Origin of the sequence: Streptomyces camponoticapitis, from assembly GCF_014646115.1 — a bacterium.
Classification (GTDB): Bacteria; Actinomycetota; Actinomycetes; order Streptomycetales; family Streptomycetaceae; genus Streptomyces; species Streptomyces camponoticapitis.
Map to the genome: position 1 here is coordinate 163579 of NZ_BMMV01000006.1, position 22289 is coordinate 185867.

Annotated in this window: 18 protein-coding genes and 1 pseudogene; 1 reads left to right on the forward strand and 18 read right to left on the reverse strand. The window is 71.3% G+C overall.

Features of this window, described 5'->3' with window-relative positions:
* Positions 1 to 19: 19 nt before the first annotated feature.
* Positions 20 to 537 (reverse strand): annotated as a pseudogene (locus IEY79_RS38375) (methylated-DNA--[protein]-cysteine S-methyltransferase).
* Between the two features lie 1179 nt (positions 538 to 1716).
* Between IEY79_RS38375 and IEY79_RS37320 the strand changes: the two are divergent.
* Entirely contained in the window at positions 1717 to 3732 is a 2016-nt protein-coding gene (locus IEY79_RS37320) for an acyltransferase domain-containing protein (protein WP_308426662.1), read from the forward strand.
* An 85-nt stretch (positions 3733 to 3817) separates the two neighbouring features.
* Here the strand turns inward: IEY79_RS37320 and IEY79_RS11500 are convergent, their stop codons facing one another.
* The 17 genes from IEY79_RS11500 to IEY79_RS11580 all read right to left on the reverse strand — a co-directional run bounded on the left by IEY79_RS11500 (position 3818) and on the right by IEY79_RS11580 (position 22213).
* Positions 3818 to 4654, reverse strand: a complete 837-nt coding sequence (locus IEY79_RS11500) for an SGNH/GDSL hydrolase family protein (protein WP_189107301.1) — start codon at positions 4652 to 4654, stop codon at positions 3818 to 3820.
* Between the two features lie 131 nt (positions 4655 to 4785).
* On the reverse strand, positions 4786 to 4980 hold the full coding sequence (locus IEY79_RS11505) for a hypothetical protein (RefSeq protein ID WP_189107302.1): 195 nt from the start codon (positions 4978 to 4980) through the stop codon (positions 4786 to 4788).
* 131 nt (positions 4981 to 5111) lie between these two features.
* On the reverse strand, positions 5112 to 5969 hold the full coding sequence (locus IEY79_RS11510) for a phosphatidylinositol-specific phospholipase C/glycerophosphodiester phosphodiesterase family protein (RefSeq protein WP_189107303.1): 858 nt from the start codon (positions 5967 to 5969) through the stop codon (positions 5112 to 5114).
* A gap of 157 nt (positions 5970 to 6126) precedes the next feature.
* On the reverse strand, positions 6127 to 6789 hold the full coding sequence (locus tag IEY79_RS11515) for an ABC transporter ATP-binding protein (protein WP_189107304.1): 663 nt from the start codon (positions 6787 to 6789) through the stop codon (positions 6127 to 6129).
* Positions 6782 to 7792, reverse strand: a complete 1011-nt coding sequence (locus IEY79_RS11520; protein WP_229700808.1) for an ABC transporter ATP-binding protein — start codon at positions 7790 to 7792, stop codon at positions 6782 to 6784. Before IEY79_RS11520 ends, IEY79_RS11515 begins: the two co-directional genes overlap by 8 nt.
* Complete coding sequence (locus tag IEY79_RS11525; RefSeq protein ID WP_189107305.1) at positions 7789 to 8694, reverse strand: ABC transporter permease; 906 nt, start codon at positions 8692 to 8694, stop codon at positions 7789 to 7791. Before IEY79_RS11525 ends, IEY79_RS11520 begins: the two co-directional genes overlap by 4 nt.
* Positions 8687 to 9652, reverse strand: coding sequence for an ABC transporter permease (locus IEY79_RS11530; protein ID WP_189107306.1), 966 nt, complete (start codon positions 9650 to 9652; stop codon positions 8687 to 8689). Before IEY79_RS11530 ends, IEY79_RS11525 begins: the two co-directional genes overlap by 8 nt.
* A gap of 23 nt (positions 9653 to 9675) precedes the next feature.
* Entirely contained in the window at positions 9676 to 11274 is a 1599-nt protein-coding gene (locus IEY79_RS11535) for an ABC transporter substrate-binding protein (RefSeq protein ID WP_189107307.1), read from the reverse strand.
* 111 nt (positions 11275 to 11385) lie between these two features.
* Positions 11386 to 12522 (reverse strand): acyl-CoA dehydrogenase family protein, encoded by a 1137-nt coding sequence (locus tag IEY79_RS11540; RefSeq protein WP_189107308.1) that lies wholly within the window; start codon positions 12520 to 12522, stop codon positions 11386 to 11388.
* Positions 12519 to 13733: an acyl-CoA dehydrogenase family protein gene (locus tag IEY79_RS11545; protein WP_189107309.1), complete on the reverse strand. Its 1215-nt coding sequence runs from the start codon at positions 13731 to 13733 to the stop codon at positions 12519 to 12521. Before IEY79_RS11545 ends, IEY79_RS11540 begins: the two co-directional genes overlap by 4 nt.
* Positions 13733 to 14710: an NADPH:quinone oxidoreductase family protein gene (locus tag IEY79_RS11550; protein WP_189107310.1), complete on the reverse strand. Its 978-nt coding sequence runs from the start codon at positions 14708 to 14710 to the stop codon at positions 13733 to 13735. Before IEY79_RS11550 ends, IEY79_RS11545 begins: the two co-directional genes overlap by 1 nt.
* A 158-nt stretch (positions 14711 to 14868) precedes the next feature.
* A complete protein-coding gene (locus IEY79_RS11555) occupies positions 14869 to 15609 on the reverse strand; it encodes a PIG-L deacetylase family protein (RefSeq protein ID WP_189107311.1) in 741 nt (246 codons plus the stop codon).
* Positions 15610 to 15661: 52 nt separating this feature from the next.
* Positions 15662 to 16960 (reverse strand): alpha/beta fold hydrolase, encoded by a 1299-nt coding sequence (locus IEY79_RS11560; protein ID WP_189107312.1) that lies wholly within the window; start codon positions 16958 to 16960, stop codon positions 15662 to 15664.
* 118 nt (positions 16961 to 17078) lie between these two features.
* Positions 17079 to 18152, reverse strand: coding sequence for a glycoside hydrolase family protein (locus IEY79_RS11565; RefSeq protein ID WP_229700809.1), 1074 nt, complete (start codon positions 18150 to 18152; stop codon positions 17079 to 17081).
* Between the two features lie 29 nt (positions 18153 to 18181).
* Positions 18182 to 19462: a TRAP transporter large permease subunit gene (locus IEY79_RS11570; RefSeq protein ID WP_189107314.1), complete on the reverse strand. Its 1281-nt coding sequence runs from the start codon at positions 19460 to 19462 to the stop codon at positions 18182 to 18184.
* A 4-nt stretch (positions 19463 to 19466) separates the two neighbouring features.
* On the reverse strand, positions 19467 to 20087 hold the full coding sequence (locus tag IEY79_RS11575) for a hypothetical protein (protein ID WP_189107315.1): 621 nt from the start codon (positions 20085 to 20087) through the stop codon (positions 19467 to 19469).
* Positions 20084 to 22213, reverse strand: a complete 2130-nt coding sequence (locus IEY79_RS11580) for a hydantoinase/oxoprolinase family protein (RefSeq protein WP_189107316.1) — start codon at positions 22211 to 22213, stop codon at positions 20084 to 20086. The genes IEY79_RS11575 and IEY79_RS11580 overlap by 4 nt, the downstream gene beginning before the upstream one ends.
* Positions 22214 to 22289: the final 76 nt, after the last annotated feature.

Genomic DNA, 22289 nt, shown 5'->3' on the forward strand with positions numbered 1-22289 from the left:
ACCGCGTCCGGATCCGGTCTCAGAAGAGCCTGGCCGCCTTCACGGTCTCCGGCTCCTCGATCTCCAGCAGCCGCTGCTTGCGCTCAAGGCCGCCGGCGAAGCCCGTGAGCTTCCCGTTGCTGCCGACCACCCGGTGGCAGGCCACGATGATGGAGATCGGGTTGTGGCCCACCGCCTGGCCCACCGACTGCGCGAGTGCCCCAGCCGTTCGGCCAGTTCGCCGTAGGTCGTGGTCTCGCCGAACGGGATCTCCCGGAGCATCGCCCAGACCTTCTCCTGGAACGCGTCCCCGTTCGTCCGCGTCGGCAGGTCGAACGTCGTCCGGTCGCCGTCGAGGTACTCGCCGAGCTGGGTCGCGGCCCGGGTGAGCAGGGCGTCGTCCTGGACGTCGACGCGCCTGCCCAGGCTCGCCTCGGACGGCATGTACCAGTGGTGCGGGAAGTAGAGACCGATGATCTCGTCCCCCGACGCGACGACCGTCAGGCCGCCCAGCGATGTCTCCACGAGCGCGTGACGGGTGTGAGTACGCGGGTCCATGTCGGTCTCCCTCTCCTGCGACGTTCTCGTTCGGTACGTAGACGCTCGGGGGCGGCAGAACGTGAGGTCGCGCTTTGCGCTGGTTTGACAGGGGTTCTCGGCTGCGCTCCGTTGCCAATCTTTCGTCTCTCACTGGACATTGAGCGTCGGTACGCTGCGAAAGAAGGTCTCCGGAAGGGCCATGAACAGCCATTTCGCGCCGCTGAAGTGCCGAAACCCATGCGCCGGGGTCAACAGGTCCGCCGACCGGATTCTTCTCACACTCCGTAGCCATAAGGCCGGAACCGGACACCCATCGAGAAAGTTATTGTGATCTGGGACACAGCTTCCGGCGCGTACGAGCCCCCGACGTTCCAGGCGCATGTCATGTCGATATCGGCGACACGATCCACGGATGACGCAGATGAAAAACGCCCCCCAACGCCCTGTCCGCCTGAATCCACCCCGCGCCAAAGCCGTACATACGTTCGACAAACAGGGATGACCACTCTCTGTGATCGGTTGACTCTGGGGAAGCGCGGCCACTTAACTGCGAATCCCCACAACTGCCCCCCGCACCTGGAGAGTTCATGCGGACTCCCGGACCTGCTTGGTCCAACGATTTTTCCCTGCCGCATTCGGTCATCCGCTCAACCCCCTGCAACGACCGTCCCCACGCCTGACCGCCTCCGCCGCCGCCTCCGGCGCGGTCGGTGTGCTGGAACTGCCCACCGGTGACCCCCGAGAAGTGGTCGATCTGCTCGACCGCACCTGCCGCTGGTCCGCTGTGCCGTTCGGCGTCCGGATACCTGAAGGCTGTTCGGCCGCCGCCCGCGAACTGCCCGAACTCGTGGATACGGTGCTGCTCGCCGACCCCGCGAGGTCGCCCGCCGAGTTCGCCGGCCGCCGCGTCCTCGCCGAGGTCACCAGCCTGGCCGAGGCGTTGACCGCCGCCGAAGCCGGCGCCACCGGACTGATCGTGCGCGGGTCGGAGAGCGGTGGACGCGCGGGCGAGCTGAGCACGTTCGTCCTCCTCCAGCAGGTGCTCGCGGAACCCGCCCTGACCTGCCCACCTGGGCCTTCGGCGGTATCGGTCCCCACACCGCCGCCGCCACCGTCGCAGGAGGCGCGGCCGGTGTCGTACTCGACAGCCAGCTCGCGCTGTTCGACGAGGCAGGGCTGCCGACCGAGCTCACCGGCGTGCTGGCCGGGCTCGACGGATCGGAGACGGTGCTGCACCACGGGGTGCGCGTGCTGCGCCGCCGTGGCCCCGGTGCCCCTCAACTCCCCTCTGATCAAACCGAGTTCATCGCCAGGATCGGCTCGGACGATCTCCGTACCCAGTTCGTCCCGCTCGGGCAGGACGCCTTCCTCGCGGCGTCCTTCGCCGAGCGCTGGAGCACGGTCGCCGAGGCCACCCTGGCGCTGTACCACGGTGTGAAGCCGCCGACCCTGCATCTGAAGGAGCCCAACTCGGCCTGGCAGGCGGAGAGCAGCCCGTTCGTCTTCCACACGGCGGCGGCGCCGTGGGCGGTGGAGCCGGCGGAGCGGGTCGCGGGGGTCAGCGCCTTCGGATTCGGCGGCACCAACTTCCACGTCGTTCTACGCGCGTACACACAGGCACCACCTGCGCATTCCCTTGACGCGTGGCCGGCCGAACTCTTCACGTTCCGGGGCCGGGACGCCGAGGCGGCCAGGCGGTCGGTGCGGGCCCTCGGCGACCTCTTGCGCGAGGGCGGCCGGTGGAGGCTCCGCGACTACGCGCGTAGCGCGGCACGGCGCAGCGACCGGGCGGCGGTCCGCGGTGAGCGGGTGTGGATCGCCGTGGTGGCGGACAGCCTCGCCGACCTGCCCGAGCTGCTGAAGCGCGCCGCCGAGGGGGAGCACGCTCCGGAGGCGGGGATCCACGCGGCCGACGGGGTCGCCGGCGCGCCGGGCGCCGGTGTTTCCGGCAGGTCCGACGGGAGGGCCGGTGACGCGACAGGGAAACTGGCGTTCCTGTTCCCCGGCCAGGGCAGTCAGCGTCCGGGCATGCTCGCCGAACTCTTCGTCGCCTTCCCCGAGTTGCAGCGCTACCTTCAGCTCGGCGCGCGCTGGGCCGGCATCCCCCACCCGCCGGCCGCCTTCGGCGAGCAGGGGAAGGCCGGGCAGCTGGCCCGTATCACCGACACGGCCGTCGCGCAGCCCGCGCTCGGCATGGTCGAACTCGCCGCCGCCGAACTGCTCGCCTCCGTCGGTGTACGCCCGGCCATGGCGGCGGGCCACAGCTACGGCGAACTCGTCGCGCTCGGGGTGGCCGGCGCCCTCTCCTCGCAGGACGTCATCACCGCGAGCGCCGAGCGCGCCGAGGCGATCCTGGCCCGCACGGCGGGCGGCGACCCCGGCACGATGGCCGCCGTCACCGCGTCGACCGAGCAGGTGGAAGAGGTGCTGCGGCTGGCAGGCCTGGGCGGGGAGGTCGTGGCCGCGAACCGCAACTCGCCCGCCCAGACGGTCATTTCGGGCCCGACCGAGCTGGTGGACGCGGCGGTCGCGCGGCTGCGCGACGCGGGCCACTCCGTCAAACCGCTCCAGGTGGCGTGCGCCTTCCACAGCCCGCTGCTGGCCGGCGCGGGTGACGCCTTCGCCGAACGACTCGACGCACTGACCGTCTATCCGCCCGTGTTCGACGTGTGGGCCAACCGCACCACCGAGCCGTATCCGGCGGACCCCGCGGGGGTACGGGCGGGGCTCGCCGCCCAGATCGGCTCGCCGGTCAGGTTCGCCGAGCAGATCGAGTCGATGTACGCCGCCGGTGCCCGCGTCTTCGCCGAGGTCGGGCCCGGCCGGGTGCTCAGCCGCCTGGTCTCGGCCGTACTCGGGGACCGTCCCCACCGGACGATTCCGCTCGACGGCGGGCGGTCCGGCGCACTGAGCGGCTTCGAGCGGGCCCTGCGCGAGGCGGTCGAGCAGGCGGCGCGGCGCTGCACCGTGCTGCTGATCGCGCACCGGCTCTCGACGGTGACGGGGGCGGATCAGATCGTGGTGCTGGAACACGGCCGGGTACGCGGCACGGGAACGCACCGGGAACTGGTCGAGGCCGACGTGCTGTACCGCGAACTGGCCGCCTCGCAGATGCTGGTCGGCGACGACGGCGAAGACGGCAACGACGGCGACGAATCGGGCGGCGCCGGTGCGGGCGGACCCGTGGAGGATCCGGTGCCGGTGATTCAGTGAAATGCGGTGAGGGCATTCCGCTCGTTCGCGGAAATGCCCTCACCCGTTCTCAGTGGTTCAGTTATTCTCGATCAGTGCGGTCCGATCAGCCGGTAATGGAATTCAGGGCTGCCAGATAACCGTCCCTGTGTCCTTCCACATTCGGGTGGTAGGACTCATTGATCTTGTTCCATTCCAGGCTCGTGACCCATTCCGAACCATCCGAACAGAGGGCGTGCGGGTCAAATGCGGGACGGGGGTCCAGGAAGGTGAATCCCGCCTCCGCCGCGCGGCTCGCCATGATGTCGTTCAGTACGTCGGCCGCGGAATTCATGGCCGAACGCTCGGCGTCGCTCAGACCGAGGATTCCGCAGGAACCGCCGATCTTGTAGAGCCGCGGGTAGCCCACGACGACGACCTCGGCCGACGGCGCGGCGGCCCGCACCGCGCCGTAGGTCTGGGCGAGCGCGGGGGACAGCGCACCGGTGGCGGCCTGCTTGGCGAGCTCGACGCCGTTGATGCAGTCCTGGTCGTCGATGGTGAGGATGCAGTTGGTCAGGACATCGACGAAACCGACGTCGTTGCCTCCGACCTGCACCGTCACCAGCGTGGTGTCCGCGGTCAGCTGCGGTATCTGGGTGCTGACGACATCGGCCGTGGTCGCGCCGGAGCACGAGGCCTCGACGAAACCGACGGACGGGTGCTGGGCGGCCCAGAGCCGGGGGTAGGTCAGCGGACCGCGCCGGCAGGGGTCGTCGGGATTGTCGTAGGTACGCGTACCGGGGGCGACCGCGTAGGAGTCGCCGATGGCCACGTACTTGCCGTCCGCCTTCGGTGCCGCGGTCGCTGTGGGGGCGACCGTCGCGGCTACGACCATTGCCAGAACAGCGGCGATGAGTGGTCTTTTTGAGCGCACGAAGACTTCTCCGATGAGTGGGGTCATGGACTCCTATATAAATAGCACCACTTCATGCCCCACGGAATACCGCCCCATAAAATATCTGATGGTAATTCACCGACTCACGGCCGCCCGGCCGCCCAGCTGTCTTCTGACCGGGGACGACGAACTGTGGACTACGGCTGAAGGCTGCTCACCACGTTCGCGGTGGAGTCGATGCCGTCCTGGATGGTGGGTGCCATGCTGGTGCCCGCGAGGAAGAAGCCGAGCAGTACGCAGATGATCGCGTGCCCCAGCTTGAGTCCGCTGTTGCGGACGAAGATCACGGTGAGTACCAGCAGTAGTAGGACCAGTGAGATCGAAATGGCCATCGCCAACCTCCTCCGCCGCGCCGGAATTGCGGCATTCGGCCGTCAGTCTGGCGGAGCGGAGGGGCTGTGCGAGCAACTGGCGTGTAGGCCGTACGGGTTGACTACCGGTTGACTTGCCCGCCGACTACCGGCTACCGGTCGTTCTTGGTGAGGAAGCTCTCCAGTCCGGCGAGGTCGTCCGTGTTGATGTGGTCGACGCCCGCGTCGAGCAGCTCGGTCCAGACGGCGTCGCGGGCGGGCCCGGCCACCTCCGGAGTCGCCCAGAACCGGACACGCTGGCCACGGCGGTGGGCGGTCCGGACGACACGGTGCAGTTCGACGCGTTCGGCGGCGGGGAAGGCGCCGACTCCCAGCCAGGTGAAGCTCGTTGTCCAGTTGCCGCTGATGAGCGGTATGAACGAGGCGCGCGCGGCGCTGCCGAGGTCTTCGAGCCGGCCGTCGTAGAAGGCGTAGCGGGTCCGCTGGGCCTCCATCGGGACGCGGGCGGCGCGGTCGCCCGAGATGACCGGAGTGACGGCCCCGTGCCGTACCCCGCCGTGGGAGTAGGTGCTCAGGATGGAGCGGTAGGCGCGCAGTTGGTCGTGCAGCTCCAGATAGGCGGCCGCGCCGTCGGTCTTGATGTCGATGAGCAGCTGTACCGGGCGGCGGTAACCCCGGTACACGGCGCCGCCGTTGGCCCTGACGCGGTCACGCAGCGGGTCGAGGTAGAGCGAGCGGAGTGTACGGGTGGGGTCGAGCGTCGCGGGCTCGTGGGCGACCAGCAGCTCGCCGTCGACCAGGAAGACATCGGCCTCGACGCTGGTGAAACCGTGCGACAGGGCGTCGTGGAGGGGACGCTCGTGCAGATAGTCGTTGTGCGCGTGGGCGCGGCGCAGCGGCCGAGGGCCGTTGCCGCGCTCCGCCGCCTGCGCGTACGAGGGGACGGCGACTGCTCCGGCGAACGCGGCGGCGATGGTGGTCACCGCTCTGCGTCGGGTCGTGAGGGCCATGATGCCTCCGAGATCTGTGGGGCGGGGACGAGGCCCTCTCCGGTCGATCATGGCGGGGCCCGGATAGATCGACCGGAAGGACCCAGCCGAGTATCCGCCGCCACCTGCCTCAAGGGGCAGGGTCTTACGAAGAGTTCGACCACCCGACGGCTGCGATTCAGACGGCCTCGGCGATCTCCGTCCAGCGCACCGTACGGTCGCACCAGCGCTCCAGCAACACCCGGTCGTGGCCGACGGCCAGCAGTCCGGCACCCTCCGCGCGCCGGTACTCCTCGACCACCGTGACCAGCGCCGCCGTGGTAGACGCGTCGAGCATGGCGGTCATCTCGTCGCAGACCAGCCAGCGCGGGCGAAGCACCAACGCGCGGGCGAGACAGGCACGTTGGAGCTGACCGTCACTGACCTCGTGCGGCCTGCGGCCGAGCAGGTCGTCGGTGAGCCCGACGGTCCGCGCCAACTCGCCCACGCGGCCGGTCACTTCGGCGCGCCGGCCGCCCGCGCGCAGGGGTTCGGCGATCAGGTCGGTCAGCCTGAGCCGGGGGTCGGCCGCCAGCCGGGGCTGCTGGAAGACCACCCCGATCGCGGTCCGCCGCGCCTTCGGGGCGCGGTGGCGCCAGCCGGTGGCGCGGGTGCCGTCGATGGTGACGGTGCCCGCGTCGGGCCGGTGCAGCAGGGCGGCGACCCGGGCGAGGGTGGACTTGCCGCAGCCGCTGGGGCCGAGGAGCCCCACCGACTCGCCGGGGGCCACGGTGACGGAAGCGCCCCTGACGACGGGGGCACCGGGCTCGTAACCGGCGGTGATGCCGAGGAGTTCAAGCATCGACGCGCTCCTCCGCGTGATGGCAGGCGACGGACGAGCCGTGACCCGGTGTGAGGACGGGCAGCGTGGCGCAGATGTCGGTGGCGCGCGGGCACCGGGCGGCGAAGGCGCAGCCGTCGGGGAGATCGCCCAGCTCGGGCGGCGTTCCCGGGATGGCGGTGAACTCCCGCTCCGGCAGGGCGTCCAGGAGCCCGCGCGCGTACGGGTGGCGTGGACCGTCGCCGCCGAAGAAACTGTCGGCGTCGGCGAGTTCGACGATCCGGCCCGCGTACATGACGGCGACGCGGTCGGCGATCCGCTGGGCCGCCGCCAGATCGTGGGTGATCATCAGCAGGGCTCGGCCGTCGTCGGTGTGGCGGCGCAGTTCGTCCGCCGTACGGTCGACCAACTCGCGGTCCAGTCCGGTGGTCGGTTCGTCGGCCAGCAGCAGCGGGGCGTCGCCGATCAGCGCGAGGGCGGTCGCGGCGCGCTGCGCGAGGCCGCCGGAGAGCTCGTGCGGATAGCGGTCGAGGTGGTCGGAGGGATAGGCCGTGCGTGCGGCCGCGGCCTCGACGGCCTTCGCGAGCGCCGGTCCCCGGACACCTGTCAACTCGCGCAGGACTTCCGCCAGTTGGGACCGCACGGTGCGTACGGGAGTGAGGTGCGCCGCCGGGCTCTGCGGTACGAGCCCGACACGCCGACCCCGTACGGTACGGGCCAGGGTCCGTTCGTCGGCGGTCAGCAGGTCCACTTCCCCGGCCGGCCCACGCGCCGCCAGCAGGGCGGACCCGGTGGTCTGCGCGTTGCCCGGCAGCAGCCCGAGCAGCGCCGACGCCAGCACCGACTTGCCGCAGCCGCTCTCGCCGACGAGCGCCAGGCACTCCCCCGCGGCCAGGTCGAAGCCGGCGTCGGTGACGGCCGCGACATGCCTGCCGCCCCGCATCCGGAAGCGGACGCCGAGGCCGCGCACCGACAGCAGGGGCGACGACAGGGGGGACGGCGCGGGCGGCTCGGGGGTGGTCACAGCATCAGCTCCGATCGGCGGCGCGGATTGATCCGTTCCCGCCACACCCCGGCGAGCCCGGCGATGGCGAGGGTCGGGACGATCAGGAACAGCCCGGGGAAGAGCGTCGGCCACCAGTCGCCCGCGAGCAGCGAGCCGCGCGCCGTCTGCACCAGATTGCCGAGGCTCGCCTGGTGGCTGGGCAGTCCGAGGCCGAGGAAGGAGAGCGCCGACTCGTGCCACATGGCGTGCGGCACCATCAGTACGGCGGCGAGCCCCGCCTGCGGCAGCACCCCGGGCAGCAGATGGCGCACCGTGATCCGCCACCGCGAGGAGCCGCCGGAGACCGCGGCGTCCACATACGGCCGCGAGCGCAGTGACAGGACCTCGGAGCGGACGATCCGGGCGGTGGAGAGCCAGTGCGTCAGCGCCACCGACACGATCACCGGCCAGACGCCGGGCCGGAACATCGCGACGATGAAGATGCCGAGGAGCAGGTGCGGGACCGACGAGAAGGTGTCGACGAGCCGCATGACGATCCGGTCGGTCCAGCCGCCGAAGGCCGCGGCCGCCGCCCCCACGGCCGTGCCGATGACGGTGGCCACGAGAGCGGCGACCAGTCCGACGAGGAGCGAGACGCGGAGCCCGTACACACAGCGCAGAAGCAGATCGCGGCCGACGTCGTCGGTGCCGAACGGGTGGTCGAGGGACGGCGGTTGGAGCTTGAGCGCGAGATCGACCGCCTGCTGGTCGAGCTGGGCGACGGGCGGGACGATCAGAACGGCCAGTGCCACGGCGGCGACGATCACGGCGGAGGTGACGGCGCGGACGGTACGGGTCGAGCGGCGGCTGCGTCCGCGTGAGCGCCATCGCGCGCCGTCGTCCGCCGCCTTGGGTGCGGTCAGCGTTGTGGTGTCAGCCATCGAAGCCCACCCTCGGGTCGGCGAGTCCGTACAGCAGGTCGGAGAGGAGATTGCCGAGGAGTACGGCCGCGGTGGCGAGCACGGTGAGCGCCGCCAGCAGCGGGAAGTCCACGGAGGTCGCCGCCTCGACGGTGGCCGCGGCGATCCCCGGCCAGCTGAAGACCGTCTCGATCAGCAGCGCCCCGGTGATGAGTTCGGGCACGCGCGAGCCGATGAGGGTGAGCATCGGCAGCATCCCGGATCGCCAGGCGTGTCCGAGCAGCACGGTCCGCTCGCTCAGCCCCCTGGCGCGCGCCCCGCGTACGGGGTCCTCCTCCAGCGCGTCCGCGACACCCTGCCGTACGTAGAGGTAGAACCACGGGCTCTGTGAGACACCGAGCACGGCCGCCGGCAGCACCAGATGTGAGGTGACCTGGCCGAAGGTGACGATGTCGCTCCCCGAGTCGGTGAGACCGCCGGCCGGCAGGACGTCGAGCCGCAGCGCGAAGAACCAGATGGCGAGCAGCCCGAGCCAGAACACCGGGGCGGCTTCCAGGGTGTACGCGACCGTGCTGACGCAGCGGTCGAGCAGGCCGCCGGGGCGGCGGGCCGCGGCCACGCCCAGCGCCGTACCGAGCAGGATCGCGAGGAGGAACGCGGTGGTGGCCAGGAGCAGGGACCAGCCGAGGCGTTCGGTGATCACCTCGGCGACGGGCCGGCGCATGACGCCTGATTCGCCGAGGTCGCCGGTGACGGCCGAGGTCAGCCACTCCCACCAGCGCGGGACGAGTGCCTGGTCCACGCCGAGGTTGGCGCGCAGCTGGTCGAGGGTCTCCTGCGAGGCGGTGAGACCGGCGGTGCCGGCGTACGCCTTGACGGGGTCGAACGGGGAGGCGGCGGCGACGGCGAAGACGCCGAAGGTGACGACCAGCAGGACCGGGGCGGCGAACAGCAGCCGCCGCCCCGTCATACGGGCCATCGCCCCCCACGGGAGGCGGCGGCTCACGGCGTGCGGGCCCAGTGCTCGACGTTCCACCAGGGGCCGGACGCGAGGCCGTGGTCGTGCGGTTCTACCTGGGTGGTGAGGGTGCCCCAAGTGTCGTCGACGACATAGATGTGGTCGATGTGGGTCAGGAAGGTGTAGCCGGGGTTCTTCACCAGTTCGCGCTGGACGGTGTCGTACGCGGCCTTCCGCGCGGCCTTGTCCCCACTCTCACGACCGGCGTCCAGAGCCTTGTCGACGGCCGGATTGTCGTACCAGGCCATGTTGTTGAAGCCGTCACCGGCAAGGCCGGAGTTGAGGAGGCTGAACTGGTCGAAGTCCGGGTCGCCGGGCGCCCCGCCGCCCGCGAGGACGGCGTCCACCTTCATCCGGGGCTCGATGACCTCCCACGTACCGGCCTGGGTCTTGATGTCGATGCCGGCCTTCTTGGCGTCGGACGCGTAGGCGAGGGCGTGGTCCTGGCGGAGTTTGTCGCCGGTCAGATACCAGAGCGGGAAGCTCGCGCGTACGCCGTCCTTCGTACGGATGGCGTCCGGGCCGGTCTTCCAGCCCGCCTCGTCGAGGATGCGCTTCGCCTCCGCGAGGTCGTGCGGGCGCTCGGTGCCCTTGGTGAACCACTCACTGTCGGTGGGGACAGGGCCGTACGCGGCTCTGCCCGCGCCGTCGAGGATCTTGTCGACCATGGTGTCGCGGTCGACGGCGACATCGAGCGCGCGGCGTACGGCCCTGTCGCCGGTGACCTTGTTGTGGGTCGGCAGGGTGACGGTGCGGTAGTCGTACGACGTGGCGGTGTAGGTGCGCTTCCCCTTGTCGTGTCCGAAGCCCTTGGCGAGGTTGGGCGGCAGGATCGCGCCGTCGAGGTCACCGGCGCGCAGCCGGGTGGCGCGTACGTCGTCGTCCTTGATGATCGCCATGGTGAACTTCTTCACCTTGGGCTCGCCGCCCCAGTACTCCGGGTTGGCCTTGAGGCTGATCTTCTCGCCCTTGGACCAGTTGGTCAGGAGATACGGCCCGGTGCCGACGGGCTTGCTGGTGAACGGACCGGAGTTGACGTCCTGCCTGCCCGCCACGTGCTCCGGCGCGATGGGGAGCACGGTCCGCTGGGCGAAGGGCGCGTAGGGGTACTTCAGGGTGAAGACGACCGTGCTCTCGCCCTTGGCCGTGACGTCCTTGATGGCGGCCAGCTCGGACTTGGAGGGGTTGTTGGTCTTCGCGTCGAGGATGGTGCGGTAAGTGAAGACGACGTCCGCCGCGGAGAAGGGCTTGCCGTCACTGAACTTCACGTCGTCGCGCAGCTGGTAGGTGTAGGTCATGCCGTCCGCGGCGACCTCGGGGAGCGCGGAGGCGAGGGCGGGCTTCAGATTCATGGAGCCGTCGACGGCGAGAAGTCCGTCGAAGAGCTTGGAGTTGCCGTCCTTGCCGTAACCGAGCAGCGGGCTCAGGCTGTCGGGCTCGTAGGCGATCCCGACGACCGCGGACTCCTGGTCCCCGCCGCCGTCGCCGGAGCCGCTTTCCGGGTTCGAGCAGGCCACGGCGGTGAGGGCCAGCGAACCGGCCAGCGCCGCCGCGACCGTGCCACGTATGGAACGGTCGGTCATGGATTCCACACCCCTACTGAAGATCAACCGTTATTGCGAACGAGTCGCAATTAAACAGTACGCAAAGGGGGGCTTGTCCAGGTGGTATGCCGGTGGAACCGGCGGAAGGAACTAGCCCGTCGGCGCGCCCGGCGCTTGCAGGCCGGTCAGCGCCGCGAGCCTTTCGCGGTGCGATCCGGCCGAACCCAGCGCGATCTCATCGGACTTGGCCCGCTTGAGATACAGATGGGCGGGATGCTCCCAGGTCATGCCGATACCGCCGTGGAGCTGGACGCACTCCTCGGCCGCGTGCACGGCGACCCGGCCGCAGTAGGCCTGGGCGACCGCAACGGCGAGCGGTACGCCGGGGCTGTCGGTGGCCAGCGCGTCGGCGGCGTTGCGGGCGGCGGCGCGGGCGGAGACGACCTCCAGCCACAGCTGGGCCATCCGGTGCTTGAGCGCCTGGAACGAGCCGACGGGCCGGTTGAACTGGTGCCGTTCGCGGGTGTGCCGCACGGTCTCCTCCAAGCACCATTCGGCGAGGCCGAGTTGCTCGGAGGCGAGCAGTCCGGCACCGGCCAGCAGTCCGCGGCGTACGGCGGCCTCGGCGGTGTCCGCGCCGGCTATGCGGGTCCCGGCGGTGAGTGCGGCGGCATCCACGGTGACGGTGGACAGCGGGCGCGTGAGATCGAGCGGGGTCTGCGCGCCGATGGTGACGCCGGGCGCCGCCGTCTCGACCACGTACAGCCCGTCGTCCCCGAGGACGAGCAGGACATCCGCGACCGCGGCGTCGGCGACCGCCCCGATCGCCGCCCCCGGTCGGCTGTTGGGAAGCGGCGCGTCGGGTCCGGTGGAGAGCGGGACGGCGAGAGCGGCGACCGTACGGCCCTCGGACAGCGCGCCGAGCAACTTGGCCGCGCCCCCGTCGCGGTCATCCGCGGCGCAGGCGAGCAGCGTCTGTGTCGCGATCACCGAACTGGTCAGATACGGCGCGGGCGTGACCGCCCGGCCCAGCTCCTCCAGCACCACGGCCGCCTCGCGGTGGCTCGCGCCCTGCCCGCCGAGCGCCTCCGGTACGAGCAGCCCGGCCGCGCCGATCCCGGCGGCGAGCGACGTCCAGAGCGCGGTGTCGTACGGGACGCCGGACTCGGCGCGGGCGAGCGCGGCGGGGATGTCGCCGCGGCCGGTGAGCAGGGACCGTACGGCGGCGCGCAGATCGTCCTCCGCCTCGGAGTACAGCAGGTCGGGCGAGTCATCCACGGTGCTCATCGGGTGAGGTCCTTCCATGCGACGTCCTTGTCGTCGCGCGGCTCGGCGGGCAGACCAAGGACGCGTTCGGCGACGATGTTGAGCAGTACCTCGCTCGTGCCGCCCTCGATGGAGTTGCCCTTCGAGCGCAGATAGCGGTAGCCGGCCTCGCGGCCGGTGAAGTCGACCAGTTCCGGGCGGCGCATCGTCCAGTCGTCGTACAACAGGCCCTCGTCACCGAGCAGTTCGACTTCGAGTCCGCTGATCTCCTGGTTGAGCCGGGCGAAGGAGAGCTTCAGGCCCGAGCCTTCGGGTCCCGGCCGTCCCACGGCGAGCTGCTGGCGCAGCCGTTCACCGGTCAGCCGCGCGACCTCGGCGTCCACCCAGAGTGTGAGAAGGCGCTGGTGCATCTCATGGGTGCGCAGTTCGGGGCGGTCACGCCAGGTCCGGGAGACCGTGCCGATCATGCCGCCCTCGCGCGGGAGACGGGCGCCGCCGATCGAGACGCGTTCGTTCATCAGCGTGGTCCTGGCGACCTTCCAGCCGTCGCCGACCGCGCCGAGCCGGTGGGCGTCGGGGATCCGGACATCGGTGAGGAAGACCTCGTTGAACTCGGCCTCGCCGGTTATCTGGCGCAGCGGCCGGACCTCGACGCCGGGATCGGTCATGTCGCAGATGAAGTAGGTGATGCCCCGGTGCTTGGGCAGGGCGGGGTCGGTCCGGGCTATCAGGATGGCCCAGCGTGCGAGATGGGCGCTGGATGTCCACACCTTCTGCCCGTTGACGATCCAGTCACCGCCGTCACCGCCGTCACCGTCCCCGCCGCCCTCCCGTACCGCGCGGGTCCCGAGCGCCGCGAGGTCCGATCCGGCGCCCGGCTCGCTGAAGAGCTGGCACCAGACCTCCTCGCCGACCCACAGGGGCCGCAGGAACCGGCGCTTCTGCTCCTCGGTGCCGAAGGCCAGGACGGTGGGAGCGGCCATGCCCAGACCAATGCCTATACGGCGCGGGTCGTTGTCGGGGGCGCCCGCGGCGGCCAGTTCGGCGTCGACGACCGACTGGAGGGAGCGCGGGGCGTCGAGTCCGCCGAGACCGGCCGGGAAGTGCACCCAGGCGAGTCCGGCGTCGAAGCGGGCCTTCAGGAAATCGGTCGGTTCCGTGCCGCCCGGTGGGTGCGCGGCGAGCAAGTCCCCGGTCCGGCGGCGCAGTTCGGCCGCGTCGATGGCGTTCATCAGTCGCTCGCCCCCGATCCGAGGGCGGGGAGGACGACGAGACGGCCGGTGGTCGTGCCGTCGGCGACGCGCTGGACGGCCGACGCGGCGTCCGCCATCGGGACGCGCGCGCCGATGAGCGGCTTGACGACACCCTTGGCGGCGAGTTCCGTCAGTTCCTGGTGGCAGCGCAGGACCGCGGCGGGGTCCTTCTGGTTGTACAGGCCCCAGTGCAGGCCGACGAGCGAGTAGTTCTTCACGAGCGCGTGGCTGAGCGCGGGGCTCGGGATCGTGCCGCTCGCGAAGCCGATGACGAGGATGCGGCCCTCGAAGGCGACGCACTTGGTGGACTTGGTGTACGCGTCACCGCCGACCGGGTCGTACACGACGTCCGCGCCGCGCCCGCCGGTGAGTTCCTTCACGGTGGCGACGATGTCGTCGGTGCGCCGGTCGATGACATGGTCGCAGCCCAACTCCCTTGCCACGCGCACCTTCTCCTCGCCGCCGGCCACGCCGATGACGGTGGCGCCGGCGGCCTTGCCGAGCTGGACGGCCGCGCTGCCGACACCTCCGGCGGCGGCGTGCACGAGCAGCGTCTCGCCGGCCTGGAGGCGCGCCCTGCGGTGCAGGCCGAACCAGCCCGTCTGGTAGCCGATGTGCAGGGCCGCGACCTCGGCGTCGTCGAGGGCGTCGGGCGCGGGAAGTACGGCGGCCTCGTCGGCGACGACGTACTCGGCGAGTCCGCCGTGGGGCAGTGCCGGGGTCGCGATGACGCGCCGCCCGTCCTCGGTCTCGGCACAGACCTCGACGCCGGGCGTGAAGGGCAGCGGCGGGCGGACCTGGTACTGGCCCCGGCAGAGCAGCGCGTCGGGGAAGTTGATGCCGGCGGCCAGGACCTTCAGCAGGAGCTGTCCGTCCCCCGGCGTCGGCCGGTCCACCTCGTCCAGGCGCATCACCTCGCCCGGCTCGCCGTTCCGGTGCACTCGCCATGCCTGCATGCGGGGGCCTCCACAGATGAGGGTCGGTACGCGCTCACCCGCATACTAAGCGGTCGCTTGTCTCCTGGGAACAGCTCTGCGAGGAGCCGTTCGCCGGCCCGACCGGGCCGGCCGCGGAGTCGGCGCGAGAGCGCGCCGCTCCGGGCCTCGCCCTCCAGTCAGCGGCCGAAGACCTCGAACGGCACCGCCGGCCGGCCGCCGAAGCGCGCCGCCGTCCTCTCCGCGTTGGCCGTGAGGAACGTACGGCAGTACGTCTCCGGGTCCTCGTCCGTGAGCACCTCGATGTAGGTGCGGTGTTCGAGCAGGGACTGTACGGAGCGCTCCAGCCCGGCCGTCGCGTCGACGGCGTGCGTCGGGGTGTCGGATCCCGCCACCGCCACCCAGCGCACGCCGTCCCACGGGTCCAGCCCCCGCTCCGTCAGCTCGGGGAAGATCCACCGGTTCCCCGCGTCTCCGGCGGCGTCGAGCGTGGCGCGCCCGACGGCGCGGTGGTCCGGGGTGTTCCAGGCGACGCCGCCCCAGGTGTCGCGGTGGTTGAGGGTGATGACGAGCTCCGGACGGTAGCGGCGGATGGCCGCCGCGATGTCGCGGCGCAGGGCCATTCCTTCCTCGATCACACCGTCCTCGTGGTCCAGGAAGACCACCTCGGACACGCCGACCACCGCGGCGCTCGCCCGCTGTTCGCGCTCGCGCAGCGGGGCGGCGTCCACGGGGTCGATCGTGTCGATGCCGGCCTCGCCCCGGCTGGCGAGCAGATAGGTGACCTCACGCCCCTCGTCGGTCCAGGCGGCGACGGCCGCCGAGCAGCCGTACTCCAGGTCGTCGGGGTGCGCGACCACGGCGAGGGCGCGCTGCCAGTCGGCGGGCATGGGATCGAGTTGTCCGGTCGGTTCAGTCATGTCCGCAGATTACGGTCCGGCGGGGCGGCGAGCGGCCCGTGCGCCGCGCTCGTCAGATCTCTCCCCGTGCCAGGCCGAGGAGCCGGTCGAGCACCCGTGGGCCCGAGACGCGGACCCCGTCGTGCTCGTACTCGTCGGTGACCCAGGTGCGCAGCCCCCGGACGGCACGCGCCGTCTCCAGCGCGTGGCCGGTGTCGACGTACATGTCGTCGTGGTAGACGGCCGCGGCGACCGGGACCTCGTTGGTGGCCAGTCGGCTGCGGTCGTACAGCGCGGGCCAGTCCGTGCGCGCGGCCAGCAGTTCGGCGGTCTCGCGCAGCGGGCGCAGCGAGGGGTCGCTGGTGAAGTGCCAGGGGTGGATCGTCTCGCCGGTGAAGAGCAGCGGGGTGTCCCCGGCGAGTGCCCGCTCCGCGTCGAAGCGGGGGAACTCCGCGCGTACCCGCTCGGCCGACCAGGCGGTGGGGTGGTCGTCCTGGGCGTAGATCGCCTCGTGGACGAGTGCGTACAGGGGGTGCCCGGCGAAGGAGAGCTCCGCGGCCACCTTCTCCTGGAAGGCGTCGGACAGTTCGTACCCGGCCGCTGTCCTCACGAACGCGTTGTCCAGCAGCTGGTGCAGCAGGTGGGTGCCGTCGCCGGTGCCCAGGAGGATGCCGAGCGACTGGAACCCCTCGGGCGTCAGCCTGTAGCCGTTCGGCAGGACGGGGCGGTGCTCGGCGATGTGGTCGACGATACGGCGGGCCCGCTCGACGTCCTGCGGATAGCGGGCGTAGTGGGCGGCGACCTTGCGTTCGATCCGCGGGTAGGCGGCGCGGTAGATGTCGTCGGGCCCGGCGTCGAGCGAGGGCAGACCGCCGGTGATCAGTACGGTGCGCAGGCCCTCGGGCGCGGTGGAGAGATAGCGGACGGCGCAGAACCCGCCGAAGCTCTGGCCGAGCACGGTCCACGGGGCGCCGCCGGTCAGTTGCGGGCGGATCGCCTCGCAGTCGCGCACGATGTTGTCGGACCTGAAGAGGGCGAGGTGGTCGGCCTGCTGCCGCGGGCCGCCGAGCGCCGGGAGGGTCTGGCGGTTGAGCGGGGTGGAGAATCCGGTGCCGCGCTGGTCGAGGTGGAGCACCCGGAACTCTTCGAGGGCCCGGCCGAGCCACGCCTGCTTGCCGATGAAACGGCGGGCGCCGAAGCCGGGGCCGCCTTCCAGATAGAGCAGCCAGGGCAGATCGGCGTCGGCCTTGGACGCGGCGACGGCCTCGCGGCCGTACAGCTCGATCCGCTCCCCCGACGGGTTCGCGTGGTCGAGGGGTACGGAGAAGCGGTGGTCCCTGAGGACGACGCCGGGCTGACGGTAACTGGACAAGGGTGCTCCTGGTTCGGTGCCGGGCCCGGTCACCTCGGCCGGGCCTCCCCAGACGGTACGACGGCCCTGTCCCGGCTCGCCGGACGGGCCTGTCCACGGCCCGTCCGGCGAGGGTGGGTCAGGCGCGTGCCACCGCGATCGAGCCCTGGAGGCGCTCACCGGCCTCGTAGATCATGTACGGCACCCCCCGGTCGGTACCGAAGCTCGGCGAGGCGCTGCGCCCGTTGTCCGGGGCGGTGTTGGCCGAGTCGTAGAAGAGACCGAGGTGATGACGGCGGCTGAAGTCGTCGCCGACCTCGGTGATCAGCAGATTGCCGCCGTTCTCCTTGCTGGTGTTGTAGACGACGTACGTGCTGCCGTCCCGGCTGAGCAGATGCGGGCCGCCGATGTTGTTCGCGCCGACGTCGGAATGGCGGACGAGCGGCTGCTGGTCGAACGTCCAGTCGCGGCCGTCCTTCGACCAACCCCAGGCGATGTCACGGTGGTTGGACTGGTTGTTGAGCATGAAGAGCATGACGTAGCGGGCGCCGCGCGAGGGCAGGTCGTGCCGGAAGACGCGCGCGTACGAGGTCTCGCTGCTGCCCGCGGGCATCATCGCGGTGGTGAGCACCACCTTGTCGTAGGTGAAGGTGATGCCGTCCTTGGAACGGGCGAGGCGGGTGGTGCCGTTCTCGCCGTGGAAGTAGAGCCACAGCTCCTTGACGTCCTCGTTCCACAGGACGTGCGGCGAGGCGACGTGGCTGACCTTGTAGTGCGGCTGCCAGTTGTTGGAGACGATCGGGTTCGCGGTGTACTCGGTGAACGGCCCCTCCAGCGAGTCGCCGTAGGCCAGGCAGATACCGCCGGGCGCGTCGTGCGGGCCGTAGTAGAGGTAGTAGCGGCCCAGCGGGTTCGCCAATTTGTCGTAGACGCCCCGGACGCACGGGAAGATGATCTCCCCGGTGGGGTTGTACTTGAGCTGGGAGGGCGTCAGAAGCGTCTTCAGATAGCGGTAGTCGGGGAATCCGCCGGGTGCGGCGGCGGCCGGCGCGCCGGCGGCGCTCGCGCTCCCGGCCGTCAGGCCGGTGGCCGCCACACCGGAAGCCACCGCGGCGGTCGCGGCCGCGGCGCGCAGGAATATCCGCCGGCCGGGGTTGCCCGGCTCGCCGCTGTCGCCGACGTGCCGCTTCGGGTCGCTCTCGTGCTGTGTCATGTCGTGCTCCGTCCCGGGGAGTTGAGAGATCACAGATAGGTGGCGGCGGTGACGCAGAATCCGCCGAGGGCGACGGCCCAGACGTACGGCAGGGTCCGCAGCATCACCTGCTGCGGTGTGACTCCCGCGTACTGCGCGCTCCACACGGTCTGGGTGCTGGTCGGGTCCGACACACCGAAGACCTGGTTGTAGGAGGTGGCGATGCCGAGAACCGCGACGGCGGGGTAGATGCCGGCGGCGATGAGGACACCGGCGATACCCGCGCCGAGCCCGTAGACGTTCAGCGGCCCGCGGTAGAGGCAGAGCGGTACGAGCAGGGTGAAGACCACGACGAACAGCACCGGGTTCTGCGGGCTGACGGCCTTGATCAGCGGCTCCAGGGCCTCCACGGCGCCGGGCAGCTTCACCGCGGCGAGCAGGATGCCGATCGCGATGAAGAGCACGATCGGCGCCGCCGCGATCTCGAAGCCGCCGTACAGGGTGCGCAGCAGCCGCTTGCTCATCTCGCCCGGTCGGGTGGTGGTGACCAGCGCGTACAGCACACCGGCCAGCATCGACGGCAGGATCGCGATGTCGAATCCGAGGGCGAGGATCAGCGGTACGAGCGGGGTGAGCAGCGCGTACCACGGGGCGTCGCCGAGCTGCTTGCGGCGCGAAGCGGGCTTCGCCGACGCGGACTTGAGCGACCAGGCGTGTTCGACACCGCGTCGTCGCGTCTCGATGAGGACGAAGAGGATCGCGGCGGCCAGCGCGAACGGGAACAGCTTCATCATGAAGCCGCGCACGGTGTCCACGGGCAGTTCGAGCGCGGTGGAGAAGAACTGCCAGATGGGCAGTTCGAACGGCATACCGGCGGCGATGCCCATCAGGATCGTGCCGGCCGCGGTGACCTTGGGGATGCCGACGGCGATCATGGCGGGGATACCGATGATGCCGGCGAGCATCGCCGCGGGGGCGGAGCCGGTGACCGTACCGACCAGGGTGGAGACGGCGAGGACACCGAGGGCGACCACGACCGGCCGGTCGCCGCCGAACTCGACGATCTTGCGGACGAGGGTGCCCGCGATACCGGTCTCGTCGAGGAGCTTGCCGAGCCAGGAACCCAGCAGAATCGCGATCATCGTGGCGGCGAGGGCCGGCGCGCCCTCCTGGATGACCGTGTCCAGGACGCTGTTCTCACCGGTCAGCGGGGCCCCCGCGAGGAAGGCGATGACAACGGCCAGGATGACGAGGGCGAAGGCGGTGGGAAGCCTGCGGGTGAGCATCGCGGCGACACCGGCCGCCATGACAAGAAGGATGACGACGCCCATGGCGTTACTTCTTTCTTCCGTGCGGGGAGCCTTGCTGCGGATCGGCCGCGGTGGCCAGGGCGGCCGTCAGCAGGAGCGGGCTGCGGCCGAGGCCGCAGACCGTGCGGGCGTAGGCGTGGGCGGCGATCTCGTCGGCGCCCGCGACATGGCCGTACAGGCGGTGGCGTCCCGCGCGCAGCACGACATGGCCGAGGGAACGCTTCAGGGCGGCCTTCGCCGGTCCGTGGTGGAGCTGTTCGTGCACCGCCTCGTGGGCGATCGCCGCTTCCCGTACCGATCCGGCCGGGTACCAGTGGCGCCAGCCGAGCCGGTCGATCAGCTCCTCGGCGAGGGCCAGGGTGTCGGTGAACAGCTCGACGGTCGGGACCGGCCGGGAGGTGTACCGGGCCAGCAGGCCCCTCTCCAGGCCGTCGCCGCTCTCCACGACCCGTGCCGTGGGGGCGACATGGGCGAGCGCGGCGCCGAACTCGTCGGCGGTGCGCGCCCATTGGCGCAGCAGGGCGGGGTCACGGCTCTCGTTCGTGGGGGTGTTCGCGAGCAGCCGGAGGCCGAACTCGACGTCGTCCGCCGCTTCGAGTGCCTCGATCGCCGCGAGAGTGGGGCGGTCGAGCAGAGTGGCTGTCATGAGCGCACCTCCAGTACGGCGATGACCGGCTCGTCGGCCGCGCGTGCCCCCAGTTCGCTGCGGGCGAGCGCGAGCAGCGGCTGCGGGTCGAGTACGCCGGAGAGGTCGGCTATCCGGGAGCCGATGAGCAGCCGCAGGGCGGGGGCGCGGACGCCGCCGTCGCCGTACGACGTGGCCTCCCCCACCAGCCCGGCGAGTACTTCGGGCGCCCGGCCTACGGTGGTGGACTCGACGCGGGCGTCCGGCGCGTGGAGCCGTACGACCCCGTCGGCGTCCACGACGCGCACCGGGTGGCGGTCCGCGCGGAACCGGCGGTGCACGTCGGTGCCGTACACGGTGTGCGCGGGGGTGCCCGCGAGCACCCGCACCGACGCCGGGTCGGTCTTGAGGCTGTCGGCGGCCGCGCGCAGCCGGTCGGCGTCGTCGGCCCGGTGGGCGCGGTCCTGCGTACGCAGCTCGGTGGCGCCGGTCGCGACGGCCCGCACGGTGCTGGTCTGCGGGTCGACGGTGACCTCCACCTCGACGCCGTCCGCGGCGGCGCCCTGGGCGACGACGGCCGCCTCGGCCTCGGCCCGTACGGCGAGGATCTGTTCCTGGCCGGCGCCGGGGATGATGCGTTCGACCTGCTCGCGGATGAGGGCGAGGGCGACGCCGATGGGGCTGATCACCTCGTTGTGGCGGGCGATCCTGCCCTCCTGGCCGGTGACCGCCGCGAGGTGCGGGGTGACGGAGGCCGCGCCGCCGCCACCGCCGACGAGCACGGCGGTGTCCTTGTCCAGGCGGTAGTCCCGGATCATCGCGTCGACCACGGACTTCACCTGGTCGGTCCCCGCGTCCAGGACACGGGCCGCCGCCGTGGCGACGTCGGTGCCGAGCGCGGCGGCCAGCGGGGCTATCGCGGCCTTCGCCACCGCCGGGTCGCAGTGGGCGAAGTCGCCTTCGGGGACCCGGCCCAGCGCGTTGGCCGCGCAGGTCATGGTGATAGCGAAGCGTCCGCCGGCGGCGTCGAGCACCGCGTAGTCCGCCGGGTCGTCCTCCATCGGCCGGATCGTGGCGACCTTCGCGTCCCGCAGATCGTCCAGGGCCGCGAAGCAGGCGTACGGCAGCCCCGCGATGTGCGCGCTGCGCGGTCCGGCGCCGGTGACCTTTCCGCCGCCGATACGGACCATCGAGCCGCCGCCGACACCCACGGTCCTGACGTCGAGCGCCGACAGATACGACGTCTTGCCGAGGATCGTGGCGTGCCGGACGGCGACCTTGCCGCGCCGTACGACGCTGATGTCGGTGGACGTGCCGCCGGTCTCCAGGAACAGGCCCTCGCTGATGCGCTCCTGCATGAGCGCGCCCGCGACACCCGCCGCCGGTCCGGACAGCACGGTGAGCAGCGGCCTGCGCCGCATCTCGTCCAGTGACATCACTCCGCCGTCGCAGCGCATGACCATCAGCGGCGCGCTCACACCCGCCTTGGTGATGGACGCGTCGACCAGGTCGGCCGTGGCGAGCATGCGGGGCAGGATCGCGGCGTTCACGACGGCGGTCCTGGTCCGCTTGTGGAGCCCGTAGAGCGAGGTGATCTCGTGCGCGGCGGTCGTCGGCAGTCCGCGCTCCTTGGCGGCGGCGACGACCGTGTCCTCGCCCTCGGGGCGGTCGACGCTGAACGGCTGGCTGGCGACGACGACTTGGGCGCCCTCGCGGACGACCGCGTCGACGGCGGCGCGCACGGCGGGCGCGTCGTCCGGGTCGGCGACATGCGCGTAGGCGAGCGGAAGCCGCTTGCCGGGGGTGAGTTCGAGCTTCCGGAAGGCGGCGAGCCTGCGGGTGAACCCGGCGCTCGGTCCGGCGCCGACACCGATCAGACCGACCGTGGCGACGTCGCCCTCCAGCAGGGCATTGGTAGCCTGGGTGGTGCCGTGGGCCAGGAAGGCCACGTCCTCCGGGGCGTGTCCGGTCTGCTCCAGCAGACGGTCGAGAGCTTCCACGATGCCGTGGGCGACGCCGTCCTCGTGATGGTGGCTGGTGGGGACCTTCACCTGCCCCAGGAGTCGCAGGGTCGTGGCGTCTACGGCCACGGCGTCGGTGAAGGTTCCGCCCACGTCGATGCCGACGCGGATGCGGTGGGTGTTCATGGCTTGGGCACCTCCTTGTGCACAGTTGGCATGGTGCGGGCGGTAGGCCGGGCGGGGCAGGTGGAGCTGCTCCTGC

Excerpts from the sequence above, each read along its gene's own strand:
- IEY79_RS11565 (WP_229700809.1), bottom strand. The coding sequence starts at position 18,152 with ATGACACAGCACGAGAGCGACCCGAAGCGGCACGTCGGCGACAGCGGC.
- IEY79_RS11535 (WP_189107307.1), bottom strand. The coding sequence starts at position 11,274 with ATGACCGACCGTTCCATACGTGGCACGGTCGCGGCGGCGCTGGCCGGT.
- IEY79_RS11505 (WP_189107302.1), bottom strand. The coding sequence starts at position 4,980 with ATGGCCATTTCGATCTCACTGGTCCTACTACTGCTGGTACTCACCGTG.
- IEY79_RS11580 (WP_189107316.1), bottom strand. The coding sequence starts at position 22,213 with ATGAACACCCACCGCATCCGCGTCGGCATCGACGTGGGCGGAACCTTC.
- IEY79_RS11555 (WP_189107311.1), bottom strand. The coding sequence starts at position 15,609 with ATGACTGAACCGACCGGACAACTCGATCCCATGCCCGCCGACTGGCAG.
- IEY79_RS11545 (WP_189107309.1), bottom strand. The coding sequence starts at position 13,733 with ATGAACGCCATCGACGCGGCCGAACTGCGCCGCCGGACCGGGGACTTG.
- IEY79_RS11550 (WP_189107310.1), bottom strand. The coding sequence starts at position 14,710 with ATGCAGGCATGGCGAGTGCACCGGAACGGCGAGCCGGGCGAGGTGATG.
- IEY79_RS11510 (WP_189107303.1), bottom strand. The coding sequence starts at position 5,969 with ATGGCCCTCACGACCCGACGCAGAGCGGTGACCACCATCGCCGCCGCG.
- IEY79_RS11515 (WP_189107304.1), bottom strand. The coding sequence starts at position 6,789 with ATGCTTGAACTCCTCGGCATCACCGCCGGTTACGAGCCCGGTGCCCCC.
- IEY79_RS11575 (WP_189107315.1), bottom strand. The coding sequence starts at position 20,087 with ATGACAGCCACTCTGCTCGACCGCCCCACTCTCGCGGCGATCGAGGCA.
- IEY79_RS11530 (WP_189107306.1), bottom strand. The coding sequence starts at position 9,652 with ATGGCCCGTATGACGGGGCGGCGGCTGCTGTTCGCCGCCCCGGTCCTG.
- IEY79_RS11570 (WP_189107314.1), bottom strand. The coding sequence starts at position 19,462 with ATGGGCGTCGTCATCCTTCTTGTCATGGCGGCCGGTGTCGCCGCGATG.
- IEY79_RS11540 (WP_189107308.1), bottom strand. The coding sequence starts at position 12,522 with ATGAGCACCGTGGATGACTCGCCCGACCTGCTGTACTCCGAGGCGGAG.
- IEY79_RS11525 (WP_189107305.1), bottom strand. The coding sequence starts at position 8,694 with ATGGCTGACACCACAACGCTGACCGCACCCAAGGCGGCGGACGACGGC.
- IEY79_RS11500 (WP_189107301.1), bottom strand. The coding sequence starts at position 4,654 with ATGACCCCACTCATCGGAGAAGTCTTCGTGCGCTCAAAAAGACCACTC.